Origin of the sequence: Streptomyces chryseus (genome assembly GCF_014650755.1) — a bacterium.
Classification (GTDB): domain Bacteria; phylum Actinomycetota; class Actinomycetes; order Streptomycetales; family Streptomycetaceae; genus Streptomyces; species Streptomyces chryseus.
In genome coordinates, this window is record NZ_BMVO01000029.1 from 22,239 (window position 1) to 45,040 (window position 22,802).

A 22,802-nucleotide genomic window follows, 5' to 3' on the forward strand; every position below is an offset into this window, starting at 1 on the left:
CTTGTCCGGGGGGCGGGGGCTCTGGGGGCCGGAGGCTTCGGGGTCGGCACCGTCACAGGTGAAAGGTGGCGTTGCCCGAGCCCGCCGCCCCGGCACCGTCACAGGTGCAAGGTGGCATCGCCACGGTTCGGGGTGTGTCGGGGGCTACAGGGCCGCTATGTTGCCCGGGGTCATTCTCGGGGCGTGGCGGGGCGGGGTCCGGCCTGAGAGGAGGATCAGGCGGGCCGCGCGGTGGCGTTGGCCTGCGTACGGGGCCAGGAGTTCCAGCATCGCGTCGTCGTCCGCGTCGCGGTTGCCGGCCAGGGCGTAGCCGACCGTGCTCGGCAGGTGGTAGTCGCCGACCGACACCGCGTCGGGGGCCCCGTTGCTGCGCTGCAGCGTCTCCGCGGCGGTCCAGGGGCCGATGCCCGGGATCAGTTGCAGGCGGGCCGAGGCCTGTTCCAGGGGCATCGTGGCCGCCTCCTCCAGGCGTCGCGCCACCCGTACCGCTCGCAGGATCGTCACGGAACGCTTGCTGTCCACGCCCGCGCGGTGCCACTCCCAGGAGGGGATGAGGGCCCAGGTCCTGGGCGAGGGCGTGATGTGCAGGTCCACCGGGCCGGGGGCCGGGTCGCCGTACGTGCGGATCAGCAGGCGCCAGGCGCGGTACGCCTCGTGGGTGGTGACCTTCTGTTCCAGGATGGACGCGATCAGGGATTCGAGGACCAGGCCCGTGCGGCCCAGCCGCAGGCCCGGGCGGCGGCGCCAGGTGTCGGCGACGACGCGGTGGCGCGGTACGAAGGCGGACGGGTCGTCCAAGGAGCCGAGGAGCGGCGGCAGTTCGTCGAGGAGCCAGTCGGCTCCCTCACCCCAGGCCGTCGCCTCCACGACGCCCGCGCCGGCGGACACGCGCAGGGTGCCCGGGCCGGCGGGTGTGCGGCAGGTGCGCCAGAAGGCGCCGTCGGGGGTCGCGCGGAACGTGGGGTCGGCGGGGCCGCGGCGGAGCGGCCCCAGGGCCAGGGCGAGGTCGAGGGGGCCCGGCGGGGTCCAGGTGCGGGTGCGCGCCGACGGTGCCGGTGTGCTCTGGCGCGGGACGGACCCGGTCGCCGCCGTGTCTCCGCCCCGCACCGTGGTGCGGGTGACGGGGCGGGGCGCGAAGCGGCCTGACACGGGTGCGGTCCTTGGGTCGACAGGTGCGTGGGCTTCGAGCCTACTGGTCCGACGAGAAGCGGAGCGAGGCGTCGGGCAGCGTCGCGCCGCACCACACCCGTACGCCTTCGCGCAGCTCGTTGTCCGCGCCCACCGTGGCGCCGTCGCCGACGACCGCGCCGGACACGAGGGTGCGGGCGCCGATCCTCGCGCCCGCGCCGATGAGGGAGTCGGTGATCACCGCGCCGGGCTCGATCACGGCACCGGCGAGGATCGCGCTGCCGTCGACGCGGGCACCCTCGCCGACCGTCGCGCCCTCGCCGACGACCGTGCCGCCGGTCAGCTTCGCGTCGGTGGCGACCGACGCGGTCGGCAGGACCAGACGGTCGCCGCAGCGGCCCGGCACCGCCGGGGACGGCGCCCTGCCGAGGACCAGGTCCGCCGAGCCGCGGACGAACGCCTGGGGGGTGCCCAGGTCCAGCCAGTACGTCGAGTCGACCATGCCCTGGAGGTGCGCGCCCGAGGACAGCAGGTCGGGGAAGGTCTCGCGTTCCACGGAGACGGGGCGGCCCGCGGGGATCGTGTCTATGACCGAGCGGCGGAAGACGTACGCACCCGCGTTGATCTGGTCGGTGACGATCTCCTCGGGGGTCTGGGGCTTTTCGAGGAACGCCGTGACCCGGCCCGTGGGGTCGGTGGGAACGAGGCCGAAGGCCCTGGGGTCCTCGACCCGGGTGAGGTGCAGGGAGACGTCGGCGCCCGAGGTGGTGTGGGTGGAGACGAGGGCGCCGATGTCGAGACCGGTGAGGATGTCCCCGTTGAAGATCAGGACCGGGTCGTCGGGAGACGAGTGCAGGCGTGAGGCGACGTTGCGGATGGCGCCGCCGGTGCCGAGCGGCTCCTCCTCGGTCACGTACTCCAGGTGCAGACCGAGGGCGGAGCCGTCGCCGAAGTACGGCTCGAAGACCTCGGCGAGGTACGACGTCGCGAGGACGACGTGTTCGACTCCGGCCGCCCGCGCGCGGGCCAGCTGGTGGGTGAGGAAGGGCACACCGGCCGCCGGGACCATGGGCTTCGGTGTGTGCACGGTGAGCGGGCGCAACCGGGTGCCCTTGCCGCCGACCAGGAGGATCGCTTCAGTCACCTTGTCGTCTCTGCTTCCTGCTGGGGCCGGCCGGGTACGGGCAGGCCAGTGTATGCAGACCGTTCGATCAGCCCCGGTCAGCGGCCCTGTAGGCGGGCGGAGGCGTCCCGGGTCTCGTCGAGCTTGCTGTAGAGGCGGCCTCCCGGACAGTCGGTGGCGTATCCGTCCCGGTGTCCGGAAATGACGTTGAGCTTGACGATGGTGCCCTTCTTGTAGCGGTTGCCGCCACCGGACTTGAGCGTGGTCTTGGCGCGCGGGTCGGCGCCGTACAGGCCGAGCTTCCAGGCGGTGAGGCGGGCGACCGCGTTGACGACGGCGGCGGGTGGGTTGGACTTGCTGTAGGTGCCGAGGACGGCGATGCCCGTGCTGTTGCTGTTGAAACCGCGAGTGTGCGCCCCCAGGACCGGCTTGGCCACACCGCCTGCCCTGCCTTCGTAGATGTTTCCGCACTTGTCGACGGCGAAGTTGTAGCCGAAGTCGCGCCAGCCGCTGCTCTTGACGTGGTAGCGGTAGATACTGCGCAGGACGGAGTCGGCCTGCGAGCAGCTGTAGTTGTTGCCGGTCGCGCTGTGGTGCACGAAGGCGGCCTTGACGCTCTTCGTGTAGACGAAGTTGCGCTCGCGGAGCTGCTCGTTCGCGCCCCAGCCCTTGCGCGTGACGATGCGCGGGCGGGGACCGATCAGCGGCTTTCCGCCGCCCAGCCAGAAGGTCTGTTCCTCCGTCTCCGCCTTGCTCAGCGCCGGTACTTCGGTGGCGCCGAGCGGGACGAGATCGGCGTTGACCGCCGAGGCGGCGGCGTCCTCCGCGGTCAGGAGGGCGGTCCGGGGGTCGTCCGCGTCGTCGGCCGCGGTCTGCGCCGCCGTGTCGTCGGCGCCGGCCTCGGCGGTGTCGGCCGCCGCGTCGGCGGTGGTCGTCGTGCCGACGGGCGGGTCGTCGCCCGGGTCGACCAGTTCGAGGCGCAGGCCGGACGGGAGGCGGGCGGGGGCCGCACCGCGTACGGCGGGGTCCTCGGGGCGTACCCGTACCTCTACGCCGTCACTGGCGCCGACCCACAGGGGCGCGGTCGAGCCGCGGACCCTTCCCGTCTCGCGCTCCACCGTGCCGGCGTCGGCGGCGTGCTCGTGGTTGTGGGTTTCCAGGGCCTGCCAGCCCGACCAGGCGCCCGTCTCCTTGGAGCGGGTGCGGACCTGTGCCGTGCCGTGGAGTTCGGCCTCGACGTCGTCCCAGACGACCCCGACCAGCGAGAACGGCTTGGTTTCGCCCTCGGTCCGGCCCTGGGGGGCGGTACCGGCGGCTCGGCCGTCCGGGGCGAGCGGCCGCAGCGGCAGCGACTGGGTGGAGCCCAGGGGCGCCGTACTGGCGGGGACCGGGGCGGCGACGGCGGCGGTGGGCAGGACCAGAGCGGCGGTGCACGCGACTCCGATCGCGGAAGCAAGGAATTCACGCATGCAGCAGATCTTGGACATAAATAGACAAATATGTCCATTGGGGAATTGACGGCTCGTCGGCCGAACCGGTGTACGGGAAGCCCCGGCGGCACGGCTCCCGTCCGGCGGCGCGGCGTACCCTTGCGCGGGTGAACGCCACCGATCGCACCCCCGCCGACCTGCTGCGATCCGCGCTCGCCGCGGACCCGGCGCAGCCCCTGGTCACCTTCTACGACGACGCCACCGGCGAACGCGTGGAACTGTCCGTCGCCACCTTCGCCAATTGGGTGGCCAAGACCGCCAACCTGCTCCAGGGCGACCTCGGCGCCGCGCCGGGCGACCGGCTCGCGCTGCTGCTCCCCGCGCACTGGCAGACCGCCGTCTGGCTGCTCGCCTGTTCGTCCGTCGGGGTGGTCGCCGACGTGGGCGGGGACCCGGCCGACGCCGACCTGGTGGTCAGCGGGCCCGACACGCTGGAGCAGGCGCGGGCCTGCGGCGGGGAGCGCGTGGCGCTCGCGCTGCGCCCCCTGGGCGGCCGCTTCCCGCAGCCGCCCGCCGGCTTCGCGGACTACGCCGTCGAGGTGCCGGGGCAGGGCGACCGGTTCGCGCCGTACGCGCCCGTCGACCCGGACGCGCCCGCGCTGCGCGTCGGCGGCACCGGGCTCACGGGCGCCGAGCTGGTCGAGCGGGCGCGCGCGGACGCGCGGACGCTGGGGCTCGGGCCCGGGGCGCGGGTGCTGTCCGGGGCGGCGTACGACACGTGGGAAGGGCTGTCCTCGGGTCTCTTCGCGCCGCTCGCCGTCGGGGGGTCCGTGGTGCTGTGCCGGAATCTCGGCCAGCTGTCCGAAGGCGGCCTCGCCCAGCGGACCGAGAGCGAGCGGGTCACCAACACTGCGGTACCGCAAGCGCCCTGAGCGCCACCCGTCCGGCCCACCGGCTGCCGAGCCCTGCGGCCGCAGGACCGGAGGGCGGTGGATGATCGGCGGTGCACCGCACAACCAAGCGCGCGGTTCAGCCGTCTACCCCTGCGACCGGCGGCCCAGCGCGCCGCCGACTCCGTGAAGGATGGACGCAGACGTGACCGACAGTGCTGGCACGCCCTCCGGACCGGACACGCCGGCCGAGGAGGACGAGGCGAAGGGCCGGGCCACGGAGGGAGCGGGCGAGCCGGCGGCGAAGGCCGACGGCGAGGAGGCCGGCTCCGACGCCGAGCAGGAATCCAACGGCTCCCGGCGCTGGATGCGTTGGACCGCCCTCGGCGCCTCCTTCGCACTCCTGCTCGCGGCCGGCGTCGGCTGGTGGCTCTACCGGAAGCTCGACGGCAACATCACCACCGACACCACCGCCGCCGCCGAGCTGCACGCGTACGAGAAGGAGCGTCCGACGCCCATCGCGCTGGACGCCCAGAACATCCTGCTCATCGGGTCCGACACCCGCTCCGGCAAGGGCAACGACAAGTACGGCCCGGACAAGGGCACCCAGCGCAGCGACACGACGATCCTGCTGCACCTGGCCGGGGACCGTAAGAGCGCGACGGCCGTCTCGCTGCCGCGCGACCTGATGGTGGACATCCCCAGCTGCCGCAAGCCCGACGGCTCGCGTACGAGGAAACAGTTCACGCAGTTCAACTCGGCGTTCGAGTTCGGGGGTACGGCGTGCACCATCCGTACGGTCGAGAAGCTCACCGGCGTCCGCGTGGACCACCACATGGTGGTCGACTTCGCGGGCTTCAAGGGGATGGTCGACGCGGTGGACGGCGTCGAGATCTGTCTCAAGGAGCCGATCGACGACGACGACGCGCTGCTCCGGCTGGACAAGGGCCGCCAGAAGCTGAACGGCGAGCAGGCCCTCGGCTTCGTACGGGCCCGCAAGACCATCGGCGACGGCAGCGACACCGAGCGCATGGAACGCCAGCAGCGCTTCCTCGGCGCGCTGGTGAACAAGGTGCAGAGCAACGGCGTGCTGCTCAACCCGACGCGGCTGTACCCGGTGCTGGACGCGGCCACGAAGTCCCTGACGACCGATGCCGGGCTCGACTCGCTCAAGGACCTGTACAACCTGGTCCGCGGGATGCGGAACATCCCCACCGAGCAGGTGCAGTTCATGACGGTGCCCCGTCAGCCGTACGCCCAGGACCCGAACCGCGACGAGCTGGTCGAGCCGGACGCGGGCCGGCTGTTCAAGCAACTGCGCGAGGACGCTCCGGTCTCCGTCGTTCCGGCGGGGTCCGAGGAGCCGGACAAGGACGGAGGGTCCAAGGCCGACGAGAAGCCGGACGACGCGGGCGCGACGAGTCCGGCGCCGACGCCGACATTCACCGGCAGCAATGCCGCTACGGACGAGTGCGAGTAAAGCCATGACCAAGGCCTGGCCGACAACTGACGCGGATTGGGCGTATTGCCCAGTTGTAAGGGGAGTGGAATTTGTCACGGACGTCGCCCCGCGCTGAACTGGGCAGATAGTGTGACGCGATCCGGTGCTTCCGGCCCTGAGGTCGCACTGCTGGAAAGAACGCCAGAGGGCCTGGGGGAGGCGCCTCATGTGGCACCCGACGGAGGACTCAAGCAACCGTGGATGCGCAAAACCGTGGGCGGGCGGACGAAATCGACCCCGCAGACCAGTGGGTGCTCAACCCGGCCACCGGTGATTACGAATTGCGACTGGACCAATCCGCACGGCAGTCGCCCGCATCCCCCGCCCGGGGCTCCCGTTCCAGAAGAGGTCCCGTACGGGAAGCGACCGCCCCCCCGCGGCGCCAGGTTCCGGTCCAGCGCAGCCGCCGGGCCGCGAACGGCGCCGACGCCAAGGGCGCCGGCGGCCCCGACCAGCAGGCGGGCCGCCGCAAGCGCAAGGCGAAGAACTCGGGCAAGAAGAAGGCGCTGCTGTGGACCGGCGGCGTCATGGGTTTCGTGCTGGTGGGCGTCTCGGTCGGCGGATACGTGCTGTACGACCGCCTGAACGGGAACATCAACTCCATCGACGTGGGCGACGCCGCCAACGGCGGTTCCCTCAAGGACGGGCCGATCAACATCCTGATCATCGGCACGGACATCCGCACCGGTGAGGGCAACGAGAGCTACGGAGACCGGGAGAACACCACGGGTCACGCCGACACGACGTTCCTCTTCCATGTGTCCGAGGACCGTACGAACGCGACGGCCCTGAGCATCCCCCGGGACCTGAAGACCGACATCCCCGACTGCCCCACCAAGCAGCCGGACGGCTCGACCAAGATCATTCCCGGCAAGGACTACACGAAGTTCAACGAGAGCTTCGGCGTGGCCGGCCGTGACCCGGGCTGCACCATGCGCACGGTCAAGCAGATCACCGGCGTCCCGGTCGACCACTTCATGATGGCCGACTTCAACGCGGTGAAGACGCTGACCACCGCGATGGACGGCGTGGACGTCTGCCTGACCGAGCCCATCAAGGACGACGACTACTCCAAACTCGACCTGAGCGCCGGGGACCACACCCTCCAGGGCGAGCAGGCGCTCGCGTTCCTCCGCAACCGGCACGGTCTCGGCAACGAGAGCGACCTCGACCGGATCAAGATGCAGCAGCAGTTCATCGCGTCGATGATCCGCAAGATGAGGGAAGAGACGCTGGGCAACCCGAAGCGGATGCTCGCCCTCGCGGACGCGGCCACCAAGGCCCTCACCGTGGACAAGGCGATCAGTGACATCCCGAAACTGACCGGTCTCGCGCAGGAACTCGGCCGGATCGACCTCAAGAACATCACGTTCACGACGGTCCCCGTGATCGACAACCCCAACGAGAAGGTCAGGGCGACCGTCGTACTGGACCCGGTCCAGGCCCCGCAGGTCTTCAGCATGCTGCAGACCGACACCTCCTTCACCGAGGTGAAGAAGAAGGAGAAGGCCGCCAAGAGCAAGCAGGCGGCGCTGCTCAAGGGCCCGCGCGCCGAGGCTTCCGAGGTGCGTGTCGACGTCTACAACGGCAGTGACACCGCCGGCGCCGCGCAGAAGACCCTCAACTGGCTGCAGGTGCAGAAGGGTGTGCTCAAGTCGACGAACAAGAGCAACGCCCCTGAGAAGATCGACAAGACGACCCTTGAGTACGCGCCGAACCAGGCCGACCAGGCGCGCAAGCTCGCGGACCTGATGGGCCTGCCCGCCACGGCGCTCAAGAAGGGCAGCGAGGACGCCGGCGAGACGCAGGCGATGGTCCTGACCCTCGGCGCCGACTTCAAGGGCGAGGGGGTGCCCATCTCCGGTCCGGTGAAGCCGCCGAAGGTGGACAAGGTCGCAGCGGACAAGAAGGTCTGCGCCAAGTGACGCCGCGTCACTGGACGCGGCGCGCCTGAAACAACAGCGGAACAGAGCAACGCGGGCGGGCCGGATGCGAGGGGGCTTCCGGTCGTCCGCGACGGCGAGCGGTACACGGCCGCCGGATTCGAGGAAGGCGCCGGGTCCTGTCGCGCGGACCGGGGTCACGGGGACTGCAGCGCGGCGGGCTTCAGTGGGGCAGGCGCGTCCATCGCCCGCCGAAGGAGGCGCCGGGCCTCAAGAGGGCTCCGGCTCATGACGGCACGCGAAGGCGGGCCGGCGGCGGACAAGCCCGATCACGGGCCTGTGCGTACCTGATCGACAGGGGGGACTGTGGGGCAGAGCAGTGTGCGAGGGGACGACACGCGAGAACGCGTTCCGCGCGACCGGTCCGGCGGCGGTGCCGCGGCGCCGTCTGACGGCGGCACGCGAGGCGGTGCCCGGCGAACCGGCCGCGGGAAACCGCGCAAGCGGCGGATACTGCGCTGGACCGCCCTGACCGTCTCGGTTCTCATACTCGGCACCGGCGGCGCCGGTTACCTCTACTACGAGCACCTGAACGACAGCATCAAGCGGGAGGCCCTCAACCTCGGGGGCAGGAAGATGGCCGATCACAAGGCCAACGCCGCCGGGCAGACCCCGCTGAACATCCTGCTCATCGGGTCGGACGCCCGCGACACCGCCGCGAACAAGAAGCTCGGCGGCGGACGGGCCCACTTCGACGGTCCGGCGCTGGCCGACGTGCAGATGCTGGTGCACCTCTCCGCGGACCGCACCAACATGTCGGTCGTCTCCATGCCGCGCGACACCATGGTGAAGATGCCCAAGTGCACCGCCGTGGACGGGACCGAGTACGCGGCCTCCACCGGCAGGATGCAGACCAACCTCAGCCTGGACCGCGGCGGTCCCGGCTGCACGGTGGCCGCGTGGCACGAGCTCACGGGCATCACCATCGACCACTTCATGATGGTCGACTTCGCGGGAGTGGTCTCGATGGCCGACGCGATCGGCGGCGTCCCCGTCTGCGTCGACGCCAACGTCCACTCCCGCAACAGCAAGGGCGAGGGCTCCGGCCTGAAGCTGCGCAAGGGCACCACCTCGATCAAGGGCGAGCAGGCCCTGCAGTGGCTGAGGACCCGCTACGGCTTCGAGGACGGCACCGACCTCGGCCGCACCCGCGCCCAGCACATGTACATGAACTCGATGATCCGTGAGCTCCGCGAGAACGCGAAGCTCACCAACCCGAACAAGCTGCGCAAGCTCGCCGAGGCGGCCACCGACGCCCTGACCGTCGACGACCGGATCGACACGGTGACCGATCTGCTCGACCTGGCCGATGAGTTCAAGAAGATCCCGACCGGCCGGATCACCATGACCACCATGCCGACGATCCCCTACACGTACGACAGGAACAGGGTCGAGCCCACCCCCGGTGACGCGGAGAAGCTGTTCCGCCTGGTCCGCGAGGACATCCCGCTGGACGGCAAGGGCGTCAAGGCCAAGCCCAAGCCGCCGGTGTCGAAGGACCCCGTCGCCCCGGTGGGCGAGATCGCCGTCACCGTGCAGAACGGCACAGGCGTGGGCGGACAGCCGACGAACGGCCGCTCCACGTCGGTGACCGCGTCACTCGTCGCGCAGGGCTTCACCCTGGCGCGGGCCGGCGACCAGCTCATGCCGCAGGAGACGACGACCGTCACCTACCCGAGCGTCGACCTTCAGGGGGACGCACAGGCAGTCGCCAAGTCCCTTGGGGTTCCGGTGAGTTCGGTGAAGCGGTCCACAGAGGTCACGGGCGTCACCGTGGTCGTCGGCGCCGACTGGCGGACGGGCACCGCGTACCCGAAGTCGAGCGAGGACGACAAGGCACCCAAGTCGGCACGTCTCTCCAACGGCGCGGACTCCACCGACTGCATGCACGTCCAGGAGGGCTTCGCCTGGTCCTGAGCGTCGCGCGCCGGCCCACCCAGGACCAGGGGGCCGGCCGCGTCGGGGGCATCGTCAGACCGTCGTCGGCCGCACCGCCGGGCGGCGGCTGGCGATGACCTTCCTGGCGAGGGAGCGGGGGCTGGTCAGGAAGCCGTAGCCCCAGGACATGTGCATGGTCGCCAGGGCGAGGGGGATCTGCGCCCGGGCCTTCAGCGACAGCCCCTTGCCGGCCGGGACCGAGCCCGCCGTGATCGCGGCCAGGTACCCGGCCGGGACCAGGAAGCCCCACGGGGTGAGTGCGGCGCCGACGACGATGCCCGCGGCTATCGCGCAGACGGCGGTCGGCGGCGCGAGGTAGCGCAGGTTGATCGAACCGGCGTGGTAGCGGGCGACGACGTGCCGCCAGCGGCCGTAGTCCTTGTACTGCTTGGCCAGCGCCTTGACGGAGGGCCTCGGGCGGTACTGGACGCGCAGTTCGGGCGAGAACCAGATGAGGCCGCCCGCCTCGCGGATCCGGAAGTTCAGCTCCCAGTCCTGGGCGCGGACGAACTCCTCGTTGTACCCGCCCTGCTGTTCCAGGGCCTCGCGGCGGAAGACGCCCAAGTACACGGTCTCCGCCGGAGCGGCCTCGCCGCCCGTGTGGAACGCCGCGTTGCCGACGCCGATCTTCGAGGTCATCGCGGCCGCGACCGCGTCCTCCCAGGCGTTCTCGCCCTCGGCGTGCATGATGCCGCCGACGTTCTGCGCGCCGGTCTCCTCCAGGAGGCGCACGGCGGTCGCGATGTAGTTCGGCGACAGCATGCCGTGGCCGTCGACCCGCACCACGACGGGGTGCCGGGAGGCCTTGATGGCGGCGTTCAGCGCTGCGGGGGTGCGGCCCGTCGGGTTCGGGACGGTGTGGACGCGGGAATCCTCGCGTACCAGCTCGGCGGCGATCTCCTCGGTCCGGTCCGAGGACGGGCCGATGGCGATCACCACCTCCATCTCGCCGTCGTACTCCTGCTCCAGGATGTGACGGACCGAGTTGCGCAGATGCCGCTCCTCATTGAGGACCGGCATGATCACGGAGACTGCGGGTGTGGCGTTCATCGGGGGTCACGTTACCGCGAACGGGGGACACGGTCGCGCGGCGGCCGCGTCGCTGCCGGGGGTCGTTGATCGTATGGGCTTACGTTGCCGCTGATCCCCCCATGCCCTCGCGGAGGTTCCCCACGTGCCCCAGTCGCCCCGTCCGCAGAAGGGCCGCAGTCGAAGGCAGGACGAGCGCCCGCAGTGGTCGATGCGTCTGTTCACCACGATCTCGGTCCTGGTGCTGTGCGCGGGAGGCATCGGTCACGCCGTGGTCTCCGGGATGGAGACCGGCATCGAACGGGTCGACCCGTTCAAGGACATGAAGAACCGCCCCGCGCCCGGCCACGGGACGAACATCCTGCTCGTCGGCACCGACGGCCGCGAGCGGATCACCGCGGAGGAGAAGCGGAAGTACCGGCTCGGCGGCGAGCCCTGCCACTGCACCGACACGATCATGGTGGTGCACCTCTCCGCCGACAAGAAGCGCGCGAGCGTCGTGAGCCTGCCGCGCGACAGCTACGCGGAGGTCCCCGCGCACACCGACCAGTCCACCGGCAAGCACCACAACGCCCATCCGGCGAAGATCAACGCGGCGTACGCGGAGGGCGGCCCCGGGCTCACCGTACGGACCGTCGAGCACATGACGAAGGTGAAGATCGACCATTACCTGGAGGTCGACTTCACCAGCTTCATGCGGACGGTGGACGTGATCGGCGGGGTCGAGGTCTGCACGGTCCGCCCGCTCAAGGACCACTACACCGGCCTCGACCTGCCCGTGGGCACCCACCGGCTGAACGGCGGGCAGGCCCTCCAGTACGTCCGCTCCCGGCACATCGACGGCGCCGCCGACTTCGGCCGCATGCAGCGCCAGCAGCGCTTCCTCGCCGCCTTCGTCGCCAAGGCCGGCACGGCGGGCGTCCTGCTGAATCCGGTCAAGTTCCGGCAGGTGACGACGACGCTGCTCGGCTCGGTACGGGCGGACAAGGGATTCGGCACGCGGGAGATGCTCGACCTGGGGCGGGCGATGCGGGGCTTCAAGCCCGCGTCGTCGGAGTTCACGTCCGTGCCCGTGTCCGGCGTCGACCAGTCCGTGGCGGGCATCGGCTCGACCGTGAAGTGGGACGAGGCGAAGGCGAAGAGGCTCTTCCAGCACCTGCGCGACGACAAGCCGCTCGCGCCGCTGCGGCCGAGGGCGAAGGCGGCGGTCGTCGACGTGGCGCCGCAGCAGATCGACGTACAGGTCTACAACGGGACGCTCACGCGGGGCCTCGGCAAGCGCGTGGACGACGCGCTGCGCTCCACCGGCTTCCGGACCACCCGGTCCCCCGAGGACGCGGACCGGCACGACGTGAAGCGCACCCTCGTCACGTACGACCCGCGCTGGGACCGCTCGGCGAAGTCGCTCCAGGCCGCGCTGCCCGGGTGCGAGCTGCGGGCGGTGGACGGGCAGGGCGGCCTGCTGAAGGTGATGGCCGGTACGGACTTCAAGGGCGTGCGGGCGGTACGGGCGGACGAGCCGCACCGGGGCGAGTTCGGCACGGTCACCGGCGACCAGGTCGTCTGCCGGTGACCGGTCGCCTCAGACCTCCGTGTCCAGGCCCTCGGCGGCGCGCTTGTCCCGCAGCTCCTTGATCGCGCGGCGCCGCGCGAGGCGGTGCGTGCGCCGGATCTGGGCCTCCTGGTAGCGGCGGCGGTCGCGCTCCGTCTCGGGTACGACGGGCGGCACCCGGCGGGGCTTGCCGTCGGCGTCGACGGCGGCGAACACCAGGTAGGCGCTGCCGACCTGGGTGGCGGGGGTCGACTCGTTCCAGCGCTCGGCCAGGACCCGTACGCCGACCTCCATCGAGGACCGGCCCGTCCAGTTGACCTGCGCCTTGACATGGACCAGGTCCCCCACGCGCACCGGCTCCAGGAAGACCATCTCGTCCATGGAGGCGGTGACGGCCGGGCCGCCGGAGTGCCGTCCCGCGACGGCGCCCGCCGCGTCGTCCACCAGTTTCATGATCACGCCGCCGTGCACCGTGCCGAGGAGGTTGGTGTCGCTGCCGGTCATGATGTGGCTGAGCGTGGTGCGGGACGCCGCGGTGGGCTTGCCCGGAATGTCATCTTCCGGGCTCTGGGGCTGATCTGTCATGCCCTCCACCTTATGCGCGGGGCGCATTGCATCAGCTCTGCAACAGCCCTGACCCGATTTCCCACCCACCCTGTAAGCGGGCCGCCCCTTGCCTGCACACTGGTCCGCATGAGCGACTGGCCGGACGGATGGAACGACCGCAGCGACCCGCACGGTCGCGGCAGCGGCGGCGCGCAGCCCGAGGGCGCGCGGGTGATGAGGCATGTCCAGCGCGGCCAGGTGCCGCCGCCGGCCGCCCCCGTGCCGCCCGTGCGCCGCCCGGTGCCGGCGCAGCCGCAGGGTTACGACGACGGATACGGCCAGGGCTCCCACGGCGACGGCTACAACACCGGGCAGGTCTACGGCGGCGGCGGTGGCCGCGGCGGCCGTCCGCCGCGCGCGCCGCGGGTCGGTCCGGCGCCGGACTGGAGACGCCGTATCAAGGTGGGATCGCTGACGCTGGTCGTCGTGCTCCTCGCCGTCTCCATCGGCACGTACTTCTGGGCGGACGGCAAGCTCAAGCGCGAGGTCGACCTGTCGAAGGTCATCGAGCGCCCGGAGGCCGGCGACGGCACCAACTACCTGATCGTCGGTTCCGACAGCCGCGAGGGCATGTCGGCCGACGACAAGAAGAAGCTGCACACCGGGTCGGCCGAGGGCAAGCGCACCGACTCGATGATGATCCTGCACGACGGTTCCAACGGGCCGACCCTCATCTCGCTGCCGCGCGACTCCGAGGTGGAGATCCCGTCCTTCGTCGGCTCGGAGTCCGGCAAGAAGTTCCCGGGCCAGGGCAGGCGCGTGAAGCTGAACGCGGCGTACGCCGAGGACGGCCCCGAGCTGCTGGTCCGTACCGTCGAGCACAACACCAAGCTGCGCATCGACCACTACGTCGAGATCGGCTTCGCCGGCTTCGCCAACATCGTGGACGCGATCGGCGGGGTGGAGATGGACATCCCCAAGGCGTTCAAGGACAAGAAGTCGGGCGCCGACTTCCAGGCCGGCAAGCAGACACTGAACGGCGAGCAGTCCCTGGCCTTCGTCCGCACCCGCTACGCCTTCGCGGGCAGCGACCTGGACCGTACGAAGAACCAGCAGAAGTTCCTCGCGGCGCTGGCGAGCCAGACGGCGACGCCGGGCACGATCCTGAACCCGTTCAAGCTCTACCCGACGATGGGCGCCGGCCTCGACACGCTCATTGTCGACGAGGACATGAGCCTGTGGTCGCTGGGTCAGATGTTCTTCGCGATGAAGGGCGTCACGGGCGGCGACGGTACGTCGATGAACATCCCGATCTCGGGCAGCAACGGCGGCAACCTGGTCTGGGACAAGGCCAAGGTCGCGCAGCTCGTGGAGCAGCTGAAGAACGACGAGAAGGTCACGGTCACCGGCAACTGACCGGACCTGCCGAAGGGGCCCGGACGGATCACCGTCCGGGCCCCTTCGTCGTACGCCTACGGCAGGTTGCGGGCCATCACGATCCGCTGAACCTGGTTCGTTCCTTCATAAATCTGCGTGATCTTGGCGTCGCGCATCATGCGCTCGACCGGGTAGTCACGGGTGTAGCCGTAGCCGCCGAGGAGCTGGACGGCGTCCGTGGTGATCTCCATGGCGGCGTCGGAGGCGTAGCACTTGGCCGCGGCGCCGAAGAACGTCAGGCCCTCCTGTTCACCTCCGGCGGACACGCGCTCGGACTTGGCGGCGGCCGCGTACGTCAGCTGGCGGGCGGCCTCCAGCTTCATGGCCATGTCGGCGAGCATGAACTGCACGCCCTGGAAGTCGCCGATCGGCTTGCCGAACTGCTTGCGCTCCTGGACGTAACCCTTGGCGTAGTCCAGGGCGCCCTGGGCGATGCCGAGCGCCTGGGCCGCGATCGTGATGCGGGTGTGGTCCAGGGTCTTCATCGCCGTGGCGAAGCCGGTGCCCTCCTCGCCGATCATGCGGTCGGCGGGGATGCGGACGTTGTCGAGGTAGACCTCGCGGGTCGGCGAGCCCTTGATGCCGAGCTTCTTCTCCGGCGCGCCGAAGGAGACGCCCTCGTCCGACTTCTCGACGACGAAGGCGCTGATGCCCTTCGAGCGCTTGGCCGGGTCGGTGACGGCCATCACCGTGTAGTACTCGCTGACGCCGGCGTTGGTGATCCAGCGCTTGACGCCGTTGAGGACCCAGTAGTCGCCGTCGCGGACGGCCTTGGTCTTCATGCCCGCCGCGTCGGAGCCCGCGTCCGGCTCGGAGAGGCAGTACGAGAACATGCCCTCGCCCTTGGCGAGCGGCGTCATGTACTTCTTCTTCAGGTCCTCGCTGCCCGAGAGGATCACCGGGAGCGAGCCGAGCTTGTTGACCGCCGGGATCAGGGAGGAGGACGCGCAGACGCGCGCGACCTCCTCGATGACGATCACGGTGGCCAGCGCGTCCGCGCCCGCGCCGCCGTAGGCCTCGGGCACGTGGATGGCCTGGAGGTCGTTGGCGACCAGGGCCTCCAGCGCCTCCTGCGGGAAGCGGGCCTCCTCGTCGACCGCCGCGGCGTACGGCGCGATCTTCGCCTCGGCGAGCGAGCGGACCGCGTCACGGAGCATGTCGTGCTCTTCGGACGGGCGGTACAGGTCGAAATCAGGCGAGCCTGCCAAGGTCTCTCACTCCCCAAGGATGCTAACTACCGTTAAGTAACCCAATTTTAGGGGGCGGGCCGCCCACAGGGATACGTGAGCTTGCCGACAGGGGGCAGCACGAAGACACGTTCCCGCAGGCAGGCCGGTCTATGCTCGGTCGGCGAATGTCTGCCCGCACCTCTCTGGAGCACCACATGGCCCTCAAGATCACTGTGATCGGCACCGGGTACCTCGGCGCGACCCACGCCGCGGCCATGGCTGAGCTGGGCTTCGAGGTCCTGGGCCTCGACGTCGTGCCCGAGAAGATCGAGATGCTGGCGGCCGGCAAGGTCCCCATGTACGAACCGGGGCTGGAGGAGCTGCTGCGCAAGCACGTCGCGGGCATCGAGGGCTCCAGCGGACGGCTGCGCTTCACCACCTCGTGGGAGGAGGTCGGCGCGTTCGGCGACGTCCACTTCGTGTGCGTGAACACACCGCAGAAGCACGGCGAGTACGCGTGCGACATGAGTTACGTCGAATCCGCCTTCGCCTCGCTCGCGCCGCGGCTCACCCGGCCCGTCCTCGTCGTCGGCAAGTCGACCGTCCCGGTCGGCAGCGCCGCCCGGCTCGCGGCGAAGCTCGCGGAGCTGGCCCCGGTGGGGGCGGACGCGGAGCTCGCGTGGAACCCGGAGTTCCTGCGCGAGGGGTTCGCCGTACAGGACACGCTGCACCCGGACCGGATCGTGGCCGGTGTGGCGAGCGCGGGCGCGGAGAAGCTGCTGCGCGAGGTGTACGCCGGGCCGATCGGGGAGGGCTCGCCGTTCGTGGTGACCGACTTCCCGACCGCCGAACTGGTGAAGACGTCCGCGAACTCGTTCCTGGCGACCAAGATCTCGTTCATCAACGCCATGGCCGAGGTGTGCGAGGCGGCCGACGGCGACGTGGTGAAGCTGGCCGAGGCCATCGGTTACGACGAGCGGATCGGCAAGAAGTTCCTGCGGGCGGGCATCGGCTTCGGCGGCGGCTGTCTGCCGAAGGACATCCGGGCGTTCATGGCGCGCGCCGGTGAGCTGGGCGCCGACCAGGCGCTCACCTTCCTGCGCGAGGTCGACTCGATCAACATGCGGCGCCGGGGCCACATGGTGGAGCTGGCCCGCGAGGCGGTCGGCGGCACCGGCGGCTTCCTGGGCAAGCGGGTCGCCGTACTGGGTGCGACGTTCAAGCCGGACTCGGACGACGTACGGGACTCGCCGGCGCTCAACGTCGCCGGGCAGATCCACCTCCAGGGCGGCCAGGTCACCGTCTACGACCCGAAGGGCATGGAGAACGCGCAGCGTCTCTTCCCGACCCTGGGGTACGCCCCGACCGCCGTCGACGCGGTGCGCGGCGCGGACGTGGTGCTGCACCTGACGGAGTGGCGCGAGTTCCGGGAGCTGGACCCGGCGGTGCTGGGCGAGGTGGCTTCCGAGCGGCTGATCCTGGACGGCCGCAACGCGCTGGACCCGGAGCTGTGGCGCGGGGCGGGCTGGACGTACCGGGCGATGGGCCGCCCCAAGGCGTAGGTCAGCCCTTCGCGCGGCCGGCGCGGTACTTGCGCATCTTCGCCCGGCTGCCGCAGACCGCCATGGTGCACCAGCGGCTGCGGCCCGCCGGGCTGCGGTCGTAGTACGCCCACTGGCAGTCCTCTGCCTCGCACGCCTTGAGGCGCGGCCAGGTGCCGTCGGCGTGGGCCGACGCGATGGCCGCCGCGACGCGGGAGGCCAGGGCGCCCGGGTCCGCCGGGCGCAGGGCGGCCGCGCCCGCGCCGTCCACGGTGACGAGCAGCGGGGCCGCCGCCAGCAGCCGGTCGAGGGACGCGGTGGACACCTCCCGGCCGGCATGGGCCAGGCACGCGGCGCGCAGGGCCTCACGGAGCTCGCGCGCCCCCGGGACGCCGGCCTCGGTGAGCCCGAAGGCCGTGCGGCCGGCCTCCGTGTCCAGGGAGTCGGCGCCCTTCTCCACGTCGAGCGTGTTCACCAGGGCTTCCACCAGTGCGAGCTCTCCCGGTGCGGGTGCCCTGTCATTCATGGTTGCGAGGTTACCCCTTATGCGGGAGCATGCAGTAACGGTTACCGGTTGATGGAGTCAACAGGTAACGCATCCCGAGGGAGGATCAGCATGAGCAGCACAGCGATCGCCAAGCTGGGAACCGTCGTACTGGACTGTCCCGATCCCACCGCTCTCGCCCGCTTCTACGCCGAGCTGCTGGGCGGGGAGGCCCGGGCCGCGGAGGAGGGGTGGGTCGACCTCGCCGGGTACGAGGGGACGCCACTGGCCTTCCAGGAAGCCCCCGGGTTCGTACCGCCGCGGTGGCCCGCGCCGGACGGCTCGCAGCAGTTCCACCTCGACCTGACGGTCGACGATCTGGACACGGCGGAGGAACGGGTGCTCGCGCTCGGCGCGAAGCCGCTGGACGCGGCCGGCCGGGACAGGTCGTGGCGGGTCTACGCCGACCCGGCCGGGCACCCGTTCTGCCTCTGCGCCTGCTGACCGCGCTCCGTCAGGTGACGACGGGGGCGGGGCGGCGGCGGGCGGCGCGGGAGGTGAACTCCGTGTCCCGTACGACCCGTGCCGCGTTGCCCCACGTCAGCAGGGCGAGGTCCTCCTCGTCCCAGCCGCGGTCGATCAGCTCCGCGAGGAGATACGGGTAGCACGAGACGTCCCGCAGATCGTCCCCGTGCGGCACGTCGGCCACATCCGCCCCGTACATCCCGCTCAGCCCGACGCATTCGCGCCCGGCCACCGCGCGCACGTGGTCGATGTGGTCGGCCACCCGGCTCACGGTCTGCTCGGGGGCGAAGCCGACCATGCAGACGCCCTTGTCCGGCGTCAGGGCCCGCAGTACGTCGTCGCAGGCGTTCGCCGGGGCGTCGGTCAGGGTGCGGGCGCCGGAGTGGGAGAGGACGACCGGGGCGCGGCTGACGGACAGGACGCCGCGCACGGATTCCACCGGGACGCCGGTGAGGTCGATGACTACGCCGAGGCGGTTCATCTCCCGTACGACGTCCTGGCCGAAGGAGGTCAGCCCCTCCCCCTTCGCACCGGCCCAGCGGGTGCCGGCGAACGTGACGCTGCGTACGCCGAGTGCCTGGTACGCGCGGAGCGTGCCCAGCGACTCGCCCAGGGCGTGGCCCGAGACGGGGCCGAGCAGGGAGGCGATGCGCCCGCAGTTGCGGGCGTCGGCCATGTCGCCGGCGGTGAGGGCCAGACGCAGGCCCTCGGGGTACGCGGCCACGACCTTCTTGATGAGGTCGATCTGTTCGAGGGTGGCGCTGATGGCCCGGTCGCCGGCGTACTCCGCCGAGACGAGCAGGGACCAGAACTGGGCGCCGACGCCGCCGGCGCGCAGGCGGGGGATGTCGGTGTCCAGGGTGCTCTCACCGAGTTCGAGATCGTGCCACTGGCGCTGCCCGAGGATCGACGCGAGACGGTTGAACCCGTCCGCGACGGGGTGCTCGACGAGGAGCGCGCGGGCGCGGCCGAGGCTGTCCTCGGGGGCGGGGGGCGGAGCCACGGGCTCGCCCTCCTGCCCCGCGACGCCGTCGAACACGAGCTCTTCCAGCTCGTCGAGTTCGTCGGGCGACGCGGCCCGGGCCTCGGGTTCCGGTGTCTCAGGAACGGCCGTGCCCAGCATTCGGTCGAGTTCGCCGACCGCGGTGGTGGACGAGGTGTGCGGGTCGTCCTGCAGATCTGCCATGACGGGACTCCGAATTCATGGACGCAGTACGGCCACGGTGTCACGGGAGCTCCGAGGGTTCGCGGCGGACGGCGCGTTCGGGGTACGCCCCCTGCGCCGCCTGGGCTCGGGGCCCCTCGCCGTAGCCGGGGTACGGCCCTTGCCCCTGCGGGCTCCGGGTGCCCCGACCCACCTCCCGGCGCTGCGCGCCGGGCCCGTCCGTTCAGCGGGGCGTGGGCGCTGACGGGCGCTGCGGTGGCCCGTTCAGAATCCGGGGAGACGCCCCGGCGCGGCACCGACCCCGAAGCCACCGAGCCCATGCCTCGCGGCTGGGCACAGAACCGAAGCCCCGCCCCCCCTACCCGTCCAGTTCCGCCAGTGTCGCGTTGGACGGGGGAACGTGGCTCAGCGAGGCGGACACCGACTCCGCGTCGCGCAGGGCTCGTACCGCGTTGTGCCAGGTCAGCTTCGCCACGTCCGGCTCCGACCACCCCCGCCCCAGCAGCTCCGCGATCAGGTTCGGGTACCCGGCCACGTCCTCCAGGCCCGCCGGCGTGAACGCCGTCCCGTCGAAGTCGCCGCCGATGCCGATGTGGTCCACGCCCGCGACCTCCCGCATGTGGTCCAGGTGATCGGCGACCGTGGCCACCGTCGCGACCGGCCGCGGATCCGCCTCCTCGAACGCCCTGTGGACCTTCATCGCGTCCGCCGTCGTGTCCAGGTGGTGCAACCCGTGCGCCCGCATGTTCTCGTCGGCCCGCCGTGTCCACTCCACCGCCTCCGGCAGCACGAACTTCGGCACGAACGTCGCCATGGCCACTCCGCCGTTGGCGGGGAGGAGTGCCAGTACGTCGTCCGGAATGTTGCGCGGGTGGTCGCACACCGCCCGCGCCGACGAGTGCGAGAAGATCACCGGTGCCTCGGACACCGCCAGCGCGTCGCGCATCGTCGTGGCCGCCACATGGGACAGGTCCACCAGCATGCCGACGCGGTTCATCTCCCGGACCACCTCACGGCCGAACGGCGAAAGGCCGCCCACCCCCGGTGCGTCCGTCGCCGAGTCCGCCCACGCGATGTTGTCGTTGTGCGTCAGGGTCATGTACCGGACGCCCAGCGCGTGCAACGCCCGCAACGTGGCGAGGGAGTTATTGATGGAGTGGCCGCCCTCGGCGCCCATCAGCGAGGCGATCCGCCCCTCGGCGCGAGCCGACTCCATGTCGTCCGCCGTCGTCGCCCGCGCCAAGTCGCCCGGGTAGCGCGCCAGCAGCTGTTCGACGACGTCGATCTGCTCCAGCGTCGCGCTGACCGCCGCGTCCCCCGCCAGGTCGGACCGTACGTACACGGACCAGAACTGCGCCCCGACGCCCCCCGCCCGCAGGCGGGGGATGTCGGTGTGGAGGGAGGCCGACTGGTCGGCGGCGATGTCGCGCCGGTCCAGGTCGTAACGGACCTGCTCACGCAGCGCCCACGGCAGGTCGTTGTGCCCGTCGACCACCGGGTGCGCCGCGAGCAGCTCGCGCGCCCGGTCCACCCGCCGGTCGCGCTCCCCCGGCGTCACTTGCCGAAGCCGAACGCGTCCGCGCCCTGCGCCTTGGCCCGCAGCCGCTTGCCCTTCTCCGTGGCCTGGTCGTTCAGCTCCTGCTGGAACTCCCGCATGCGCGCGAGGAGTTCGGGGTCGTGCGCCGCGAGCATGCGGGTCGCCAGCAGGCCCGCGTTGCGCGCGCCGGCGACCGACACGGTGGCGACCGGCACCCCGGCCGGCATCTGCACGATGGACAGCAGCGAGTCCATCCCGTCGAGGTACTTGAGCGGCACCGGCACACCGATCACCGGCAGCGGCGTCACCGACGCCAGCATGCCGGGCAGGTGCGCCGCCCCGCCCGCGCCCGCGATGATCACCTTGAGGCCGCGGCCGTCCGCCTCCTCGCCGTACGCGATCATCTCGCGCGGCATGCGGTGCGCAGAGACGACGTCGACCTCGTACGGGACCGAGAACTCGTCCAGGGCCTTCGCGGCGGCCTCCATGACCGGCCAGTCCGAGTCGGAGCCCATCACGATGCCGACTACGGGGGCTGCAGCAGGGGTCGTCATTCGGTGATCGTTCCTCGCAGGTAGCCGGCGGCGTGACGGGCGCGCTCCAGCACGTCGTCGAGGTCGTCGCCGTAGGTGTTGACGTGGCCGACCTTGCGGCCGGGCTTCACGTCCTTTCCGTACATGTGGATCTTGAGCTGCGGGTCGCGCGCCATGCAGTGCAGGTACGCCTGGTACATGTCCGGGTAGTCGCCGCCCAGGACGTTCGCCATGACGGTCCACCGCTCGCGGGGGCGCGGGTCGCCGAGCGGCAGGTCCAGTACGGCCCGGACGTGGTTGGCGAACTGGGAGGTGATGGCGCCGTCCTGCGTCCAGTGCCCGGAGTTGTGCGGGCGCATCGCCAGTTCGTTGACGAGGATGCGGCCGTCGGCCGTCTCGAAGAGTTCGACGGCGAGGTGTCCGACGACCCCGAGCTCCTTGGCGATGCGCAGCGCAAGCGCCTGCGCCTGGCCGGCGAGCTCCTCGGAGAGGCCGGGCGCCGGGGCGATCACGGTGTCGCAGACGCCGTCGACCTGCCGCGACTCGACGACGGGGTAGGCGACGGCCTGGCCGTGCGGGGAACGGACGATGTTCGCCGCCAGCTCCCGTACGAATTCGACCTTCTCCTCCGCGAGGACCGGGACGCCGGCCTTGAAGGGCTCCTCGGCGTCCTTCTCGTCGCGTACGAACCAGACGCCCTTGCCGTCGTAGCCGCCGCGCACGGTCTTGAGGATCACCGGGAAGCCGCCGGTCTCGGCGGCGAAGGCCGCCGCGTCCGCCGGGTCGCTCACGACGCGGTGGCGCGGGCAAGGCGCTCCGATCTGCGTGAGCTTCGCTCGCATGACGCCCTTGTCCTGGGCGTGCACCAGTGCGTCGGGCCCCGGGCGGACGGGGATGCCGTCCGCTTCCAGGGCCCGCAGGTGCTCGGTCGGGACGTGCTCGTGATCGAAGGTGATCACGTCGCAGCCGCGCGCGAAGGCGCGCAGCGTGTCCAGATCGCGGTAGTCGCCGATGACGACGTCGCTGACGACCTGGGCCGCCGAGTCCTGGGGGGTGTCACTGAGGAGCTTGAATCTGATGCCGAGGGGGATGCCCGCCTCGTGGGTCATACGGGCGAGCTGACCGCCACCGACCATGCCGACTACGGGGAACGTCACTCCTCCAGGGTATCCGCAGGCCCGGCACTCCCTGCCCGCGTGGTCCGCCCGCTCCGCGCGAGCGCCCGCTTTCGGCCCCGCACACCCTCCCCGCACCACCAGCACCCGCCTCCCCGGGAGCACGAGACCGGCCCGGGGGCGGGCCGGCGCGTGACTCTCCCCTCGCGCCCCGCA

At 71.3% G+C, this 22,802-nt stretch carries 19 protein-coding genes; 8 read left to right on the forward strand and 11 right to left on the reverse strand.

Annotation, left to right across the window (positions count from 1 at the left end):
* Positions 1-144: 144 nt before the first annotated feature.
* The 3 genes from IE185_RS28885 to IE185_RS28895 all read right to left on the reverse strand — a co-directional run bounded on the left by IE185_RS28885 (position 145) and on the right by IE185_RS28895 (position 3,720).
* Positions 145-1,149, reverse strand: a complete 1,005-nt coding sequence (locus IE185_RS28885; RefSeq protein WP_373303770.1) for a DNA-3-methyladenine glycosylase family protein — start codon at positions 1,147-1,149, stop codon at positions 145-147.
* Between the two features lie 40 nt (positions 1,150-1,189).
* Positions 1,190-2,272: a mannose-1-phosphate guanylyltransferase gene (manB, locus tag IE185_RS28890; RefSeq protein ID WP_138899230.1), complete on the reverse strand. Its 1,083-nt coding sequence runs from the start codon at positions 2,270-2,272 to the stop codon at positions 1,190-1,192.
* Positions 2,273-2,349: 77 nt separating this feature from the next.
* A complete protein-coding gene (locus IE185_RS28895; protein WP_189716301.1) occupies positions 2,350-3,720 on the reverse strand; it encodes a peptidoglycan recognition protein family protein in 1,371 nt (456 codons plus the stop codon).
* A gap of 128 nt (positions 3,721-3,848) precedes the next feature.
* On the opposite strand from IE185_RS28895, the gene IE185_RS28900 reads away from it, so the two are divergent.
* The 4 genes from IE185_RS28900 (at position 3,849) to IE185_RS28915 (ending at position 9,932) form a co-directional block, all read left to right on the forward strand.
* Positions 3,849-4,613 (forward strand): TIGR03089 family protein, encoded by a 765-nt coding sequence (locus IE185_RS28900; RefSeq protein WP_138896858.1) that lies wholly within the window; start codon positions 3,849-3,851, stop codon positions 4,611-4,613.
* Between the two features lie 163 nt (positions 4,614-4,776).
* Complete coding sequence (locus tag IE185_RS28905) at positions 4,777-6,051, forward strand: LCP family protein (RefSeq protein WP_373303771.1); 1,275 nt, start codon at positions 4,777-4,779, stop codon at positions 6,049-6,051.
* Between the two features lie 218 nt (positions 6,052-6,269).
* Positions 6,270-7,997 carry an LCP family protein gene (locus tag IE185_RS28910; protein ID WP_138896860.1) on the forward strand — a complete coding sequence of 576 codons (1,728 nt, stop codon included), beginning with the start codon at positions 6,270-6,272 and terminating at the stop codon, positions 7,995-7,997.
* A 339-nt stretch (positions 7,998-8,336) separates the two neighbouring features.
* Positions 8,337-9,932, forward strand: coding sequence for an LCP family protein (locus tag IE185_RS28915; RefSeq protein ID WP_229843754.1), 1,596 nt, complete (start codon positions 8,337-8,339; stop codon positions 9,930-9,932).
* A gap of 54 nt (positions 9,933-9,986) precedes the next feature.
* Here IE185_RS28915 and IE185_RS28920 read toward each other — a convergent pair whose 3' ends face one another.
* On the reverse strand, positions 9,987-11,003 hold the full coding sequence (locus tag IE185_RS28920) for a glycosyltransferase family 2 protein (RefSeq protein WP_138896862.1): 1,017 nt from the start codon (positions 11,001-11,003) through the stop codon (positions 9,987-9,989).
* A 124-nt stretch (positions 11,004-11,127) separates the two neighbouring features.
* On the opposite strand from IE185_RS28920, the gene IE185_RS28925 reads away from it, so the two are divergent.
* A complete protein-coding gene (locus IE185_RS28925) occupies positions 11,128-12,555 on the forward strand; it encodes an LCP family protein (protein WP_229843755.1) in 1,428 nt (475 codons plus the stop codon).
* 9 nt (positions 12,556-12,564) lie between these two features.
* Here the strand turns inward: IE185_RS28925 and IE185_RS28930 are convergent, their stop codons facing one another.
* On the reverse strand, positions 12,565-13,119 hold the full coding sequence (locus IE185_RS28930; protein ID WP_167518324.1) for an acyl-CoA thioesterase: 555 nt from the start codon (positions 13,117-13,119) through the stop codon (positions 12,565-12,567).
* 108 nt (positions 13,120-13,227) lie between these two features.
* Here IE185_RS28930 and IE185_RS28935 point away from each other — a divergent pair, with 108 nt between their 5' ends.
* Positions 13,228-14,496: an LCP family protein gene (locus IE185_RS28935; RefSeq protein ID WP_138898357.1), complete on the forward strand. Its 1,269-nt coding sequence runs from the start codon at positions 13,228-13,230 to the stop codon at positions 14,494-14,496.
* A gap of 56 nt (positions 14,497-14,552) precedes the next feature.
* Here the strand turns inward: IE185_RS28935 and IE185_RS28940 are convergent, their stop codons facing one another.
* Positions 14,553-15,725, reverse strand: a complete 1,173-nt coding sequence (locus IE185_RS28940; protein ID WP_138898358.1) for an acyl-CoA dehydrogenase family protein — start codon at positions 15,723-15,725, stop codon at positions 14,553-14,555.
* Between the two features lie 176 nt (positions 15,726-15,901).
* On the opposite strand from IE185_RS28940, the gene IE185_RS28945 reads away from it, so the two are divergent.
* A complete protein-coding gene (locus IE185_RS28945) occupies positions 15,902-17,248 on the forward strand; it encodes a UDP-glucose dehydrogenase family protein (protein ID WP_138898360.1) in 1,347 nt (448 codons plus the stop codon).
* A 1-nt stretch (position 17,249) separates the two neighbouring features.
* Here the strand turns inward: IE185_RS28945 and IE185_RS28950 are convergent, their stop codons facing one another.
* Complete coding sequence (locus IE185_RS28950) at positions 17,250-17,753, reverse strand: CGNR zinc finger domain-containing protein (protein ID WP_138898359.1); 504 nt, start codon at positions 17,751-17,753, stop codon at positions 17,250-17,252.
* 90 nt (positions 17,754-17,843) lie between these two features.
* Here IE185_RS28950 and IE185_RS28955 point away from each other — a divergent pair, with 90 nt between their 5' ends.
* A complete protein-coding gene (locus IE185_RS28955) occupies positions 17,844-18,215 on the forward strand; it encodes a VOC family protein (protein ID WP_189716303.1) in 372 nt (123 codons plus the stop codon).
* Positions 18,216-18,225: 10 nt separating this feature from the next.
* Here IE185_RS28955 and IE185_RS28960 read toward each other — a convergent pair whose 3' ends face one another.
* The 4 genes from IE185_RS28960 to IE185_RS28975 form a co-directional block, all read right to left on the reverse strand.
* Positions 18,226-19,422 carry a dipeptidase gene (locus IE185_RS28960; RefSeq protein WP_138899451.1) on the reverse strand — a complete coding sequence of 399 codons (1,197 nt, stop codon included), beginning with the start codon at positions 19,420-19,422 and terminating at the stop codon, positions 18,226-18,228.
* Between the two features lie 337 nt (positions 19,423-19,759).
* The gene (locus tag IE185_RS28965; RefSeq protein ID WP_138895818.1) at positions 19,760-20,959 is read right to left on the reverse strand and encodes a dipeptidase; all 1,200 of its coding nucleotides are present in this window, start codon (positions 20,957-20,959) and stop codon (positions 19,760-19,762) included.
* Positions 20,956-21,492, reverse strand: coding sequence for a 5-(carboxyamino)imidazole ribonucleotide mutase (gene purE / locus IE185_RS28970; protein WP_138895819.1), 537 nt, complete (start codon positions 21,490-21,492; stop codon positions 20,956-20,958). The genes IE185_RS28965 and purE overlap by 4 nt, the downstream gene beginning before the upstream one ends.
* Positions 21,489-22,607 (reverse strand): 5-(carboxyamino)imidazole ribonucleotide synthase, encoded by a 1,119-nt coding sequence (locus IE185_RS28975; protein ID WP_229843756.1) that lies wholly within the window; start codon positions 22,605-22,607, stop codon positions 21,489-21,491. The genes purE and IE185_RS28975 overlap by 4 nt, the downstream gene beginning before the upstream one ends.
* Positions 22,608-22,802: the final 195 nt, after the last annotated feature.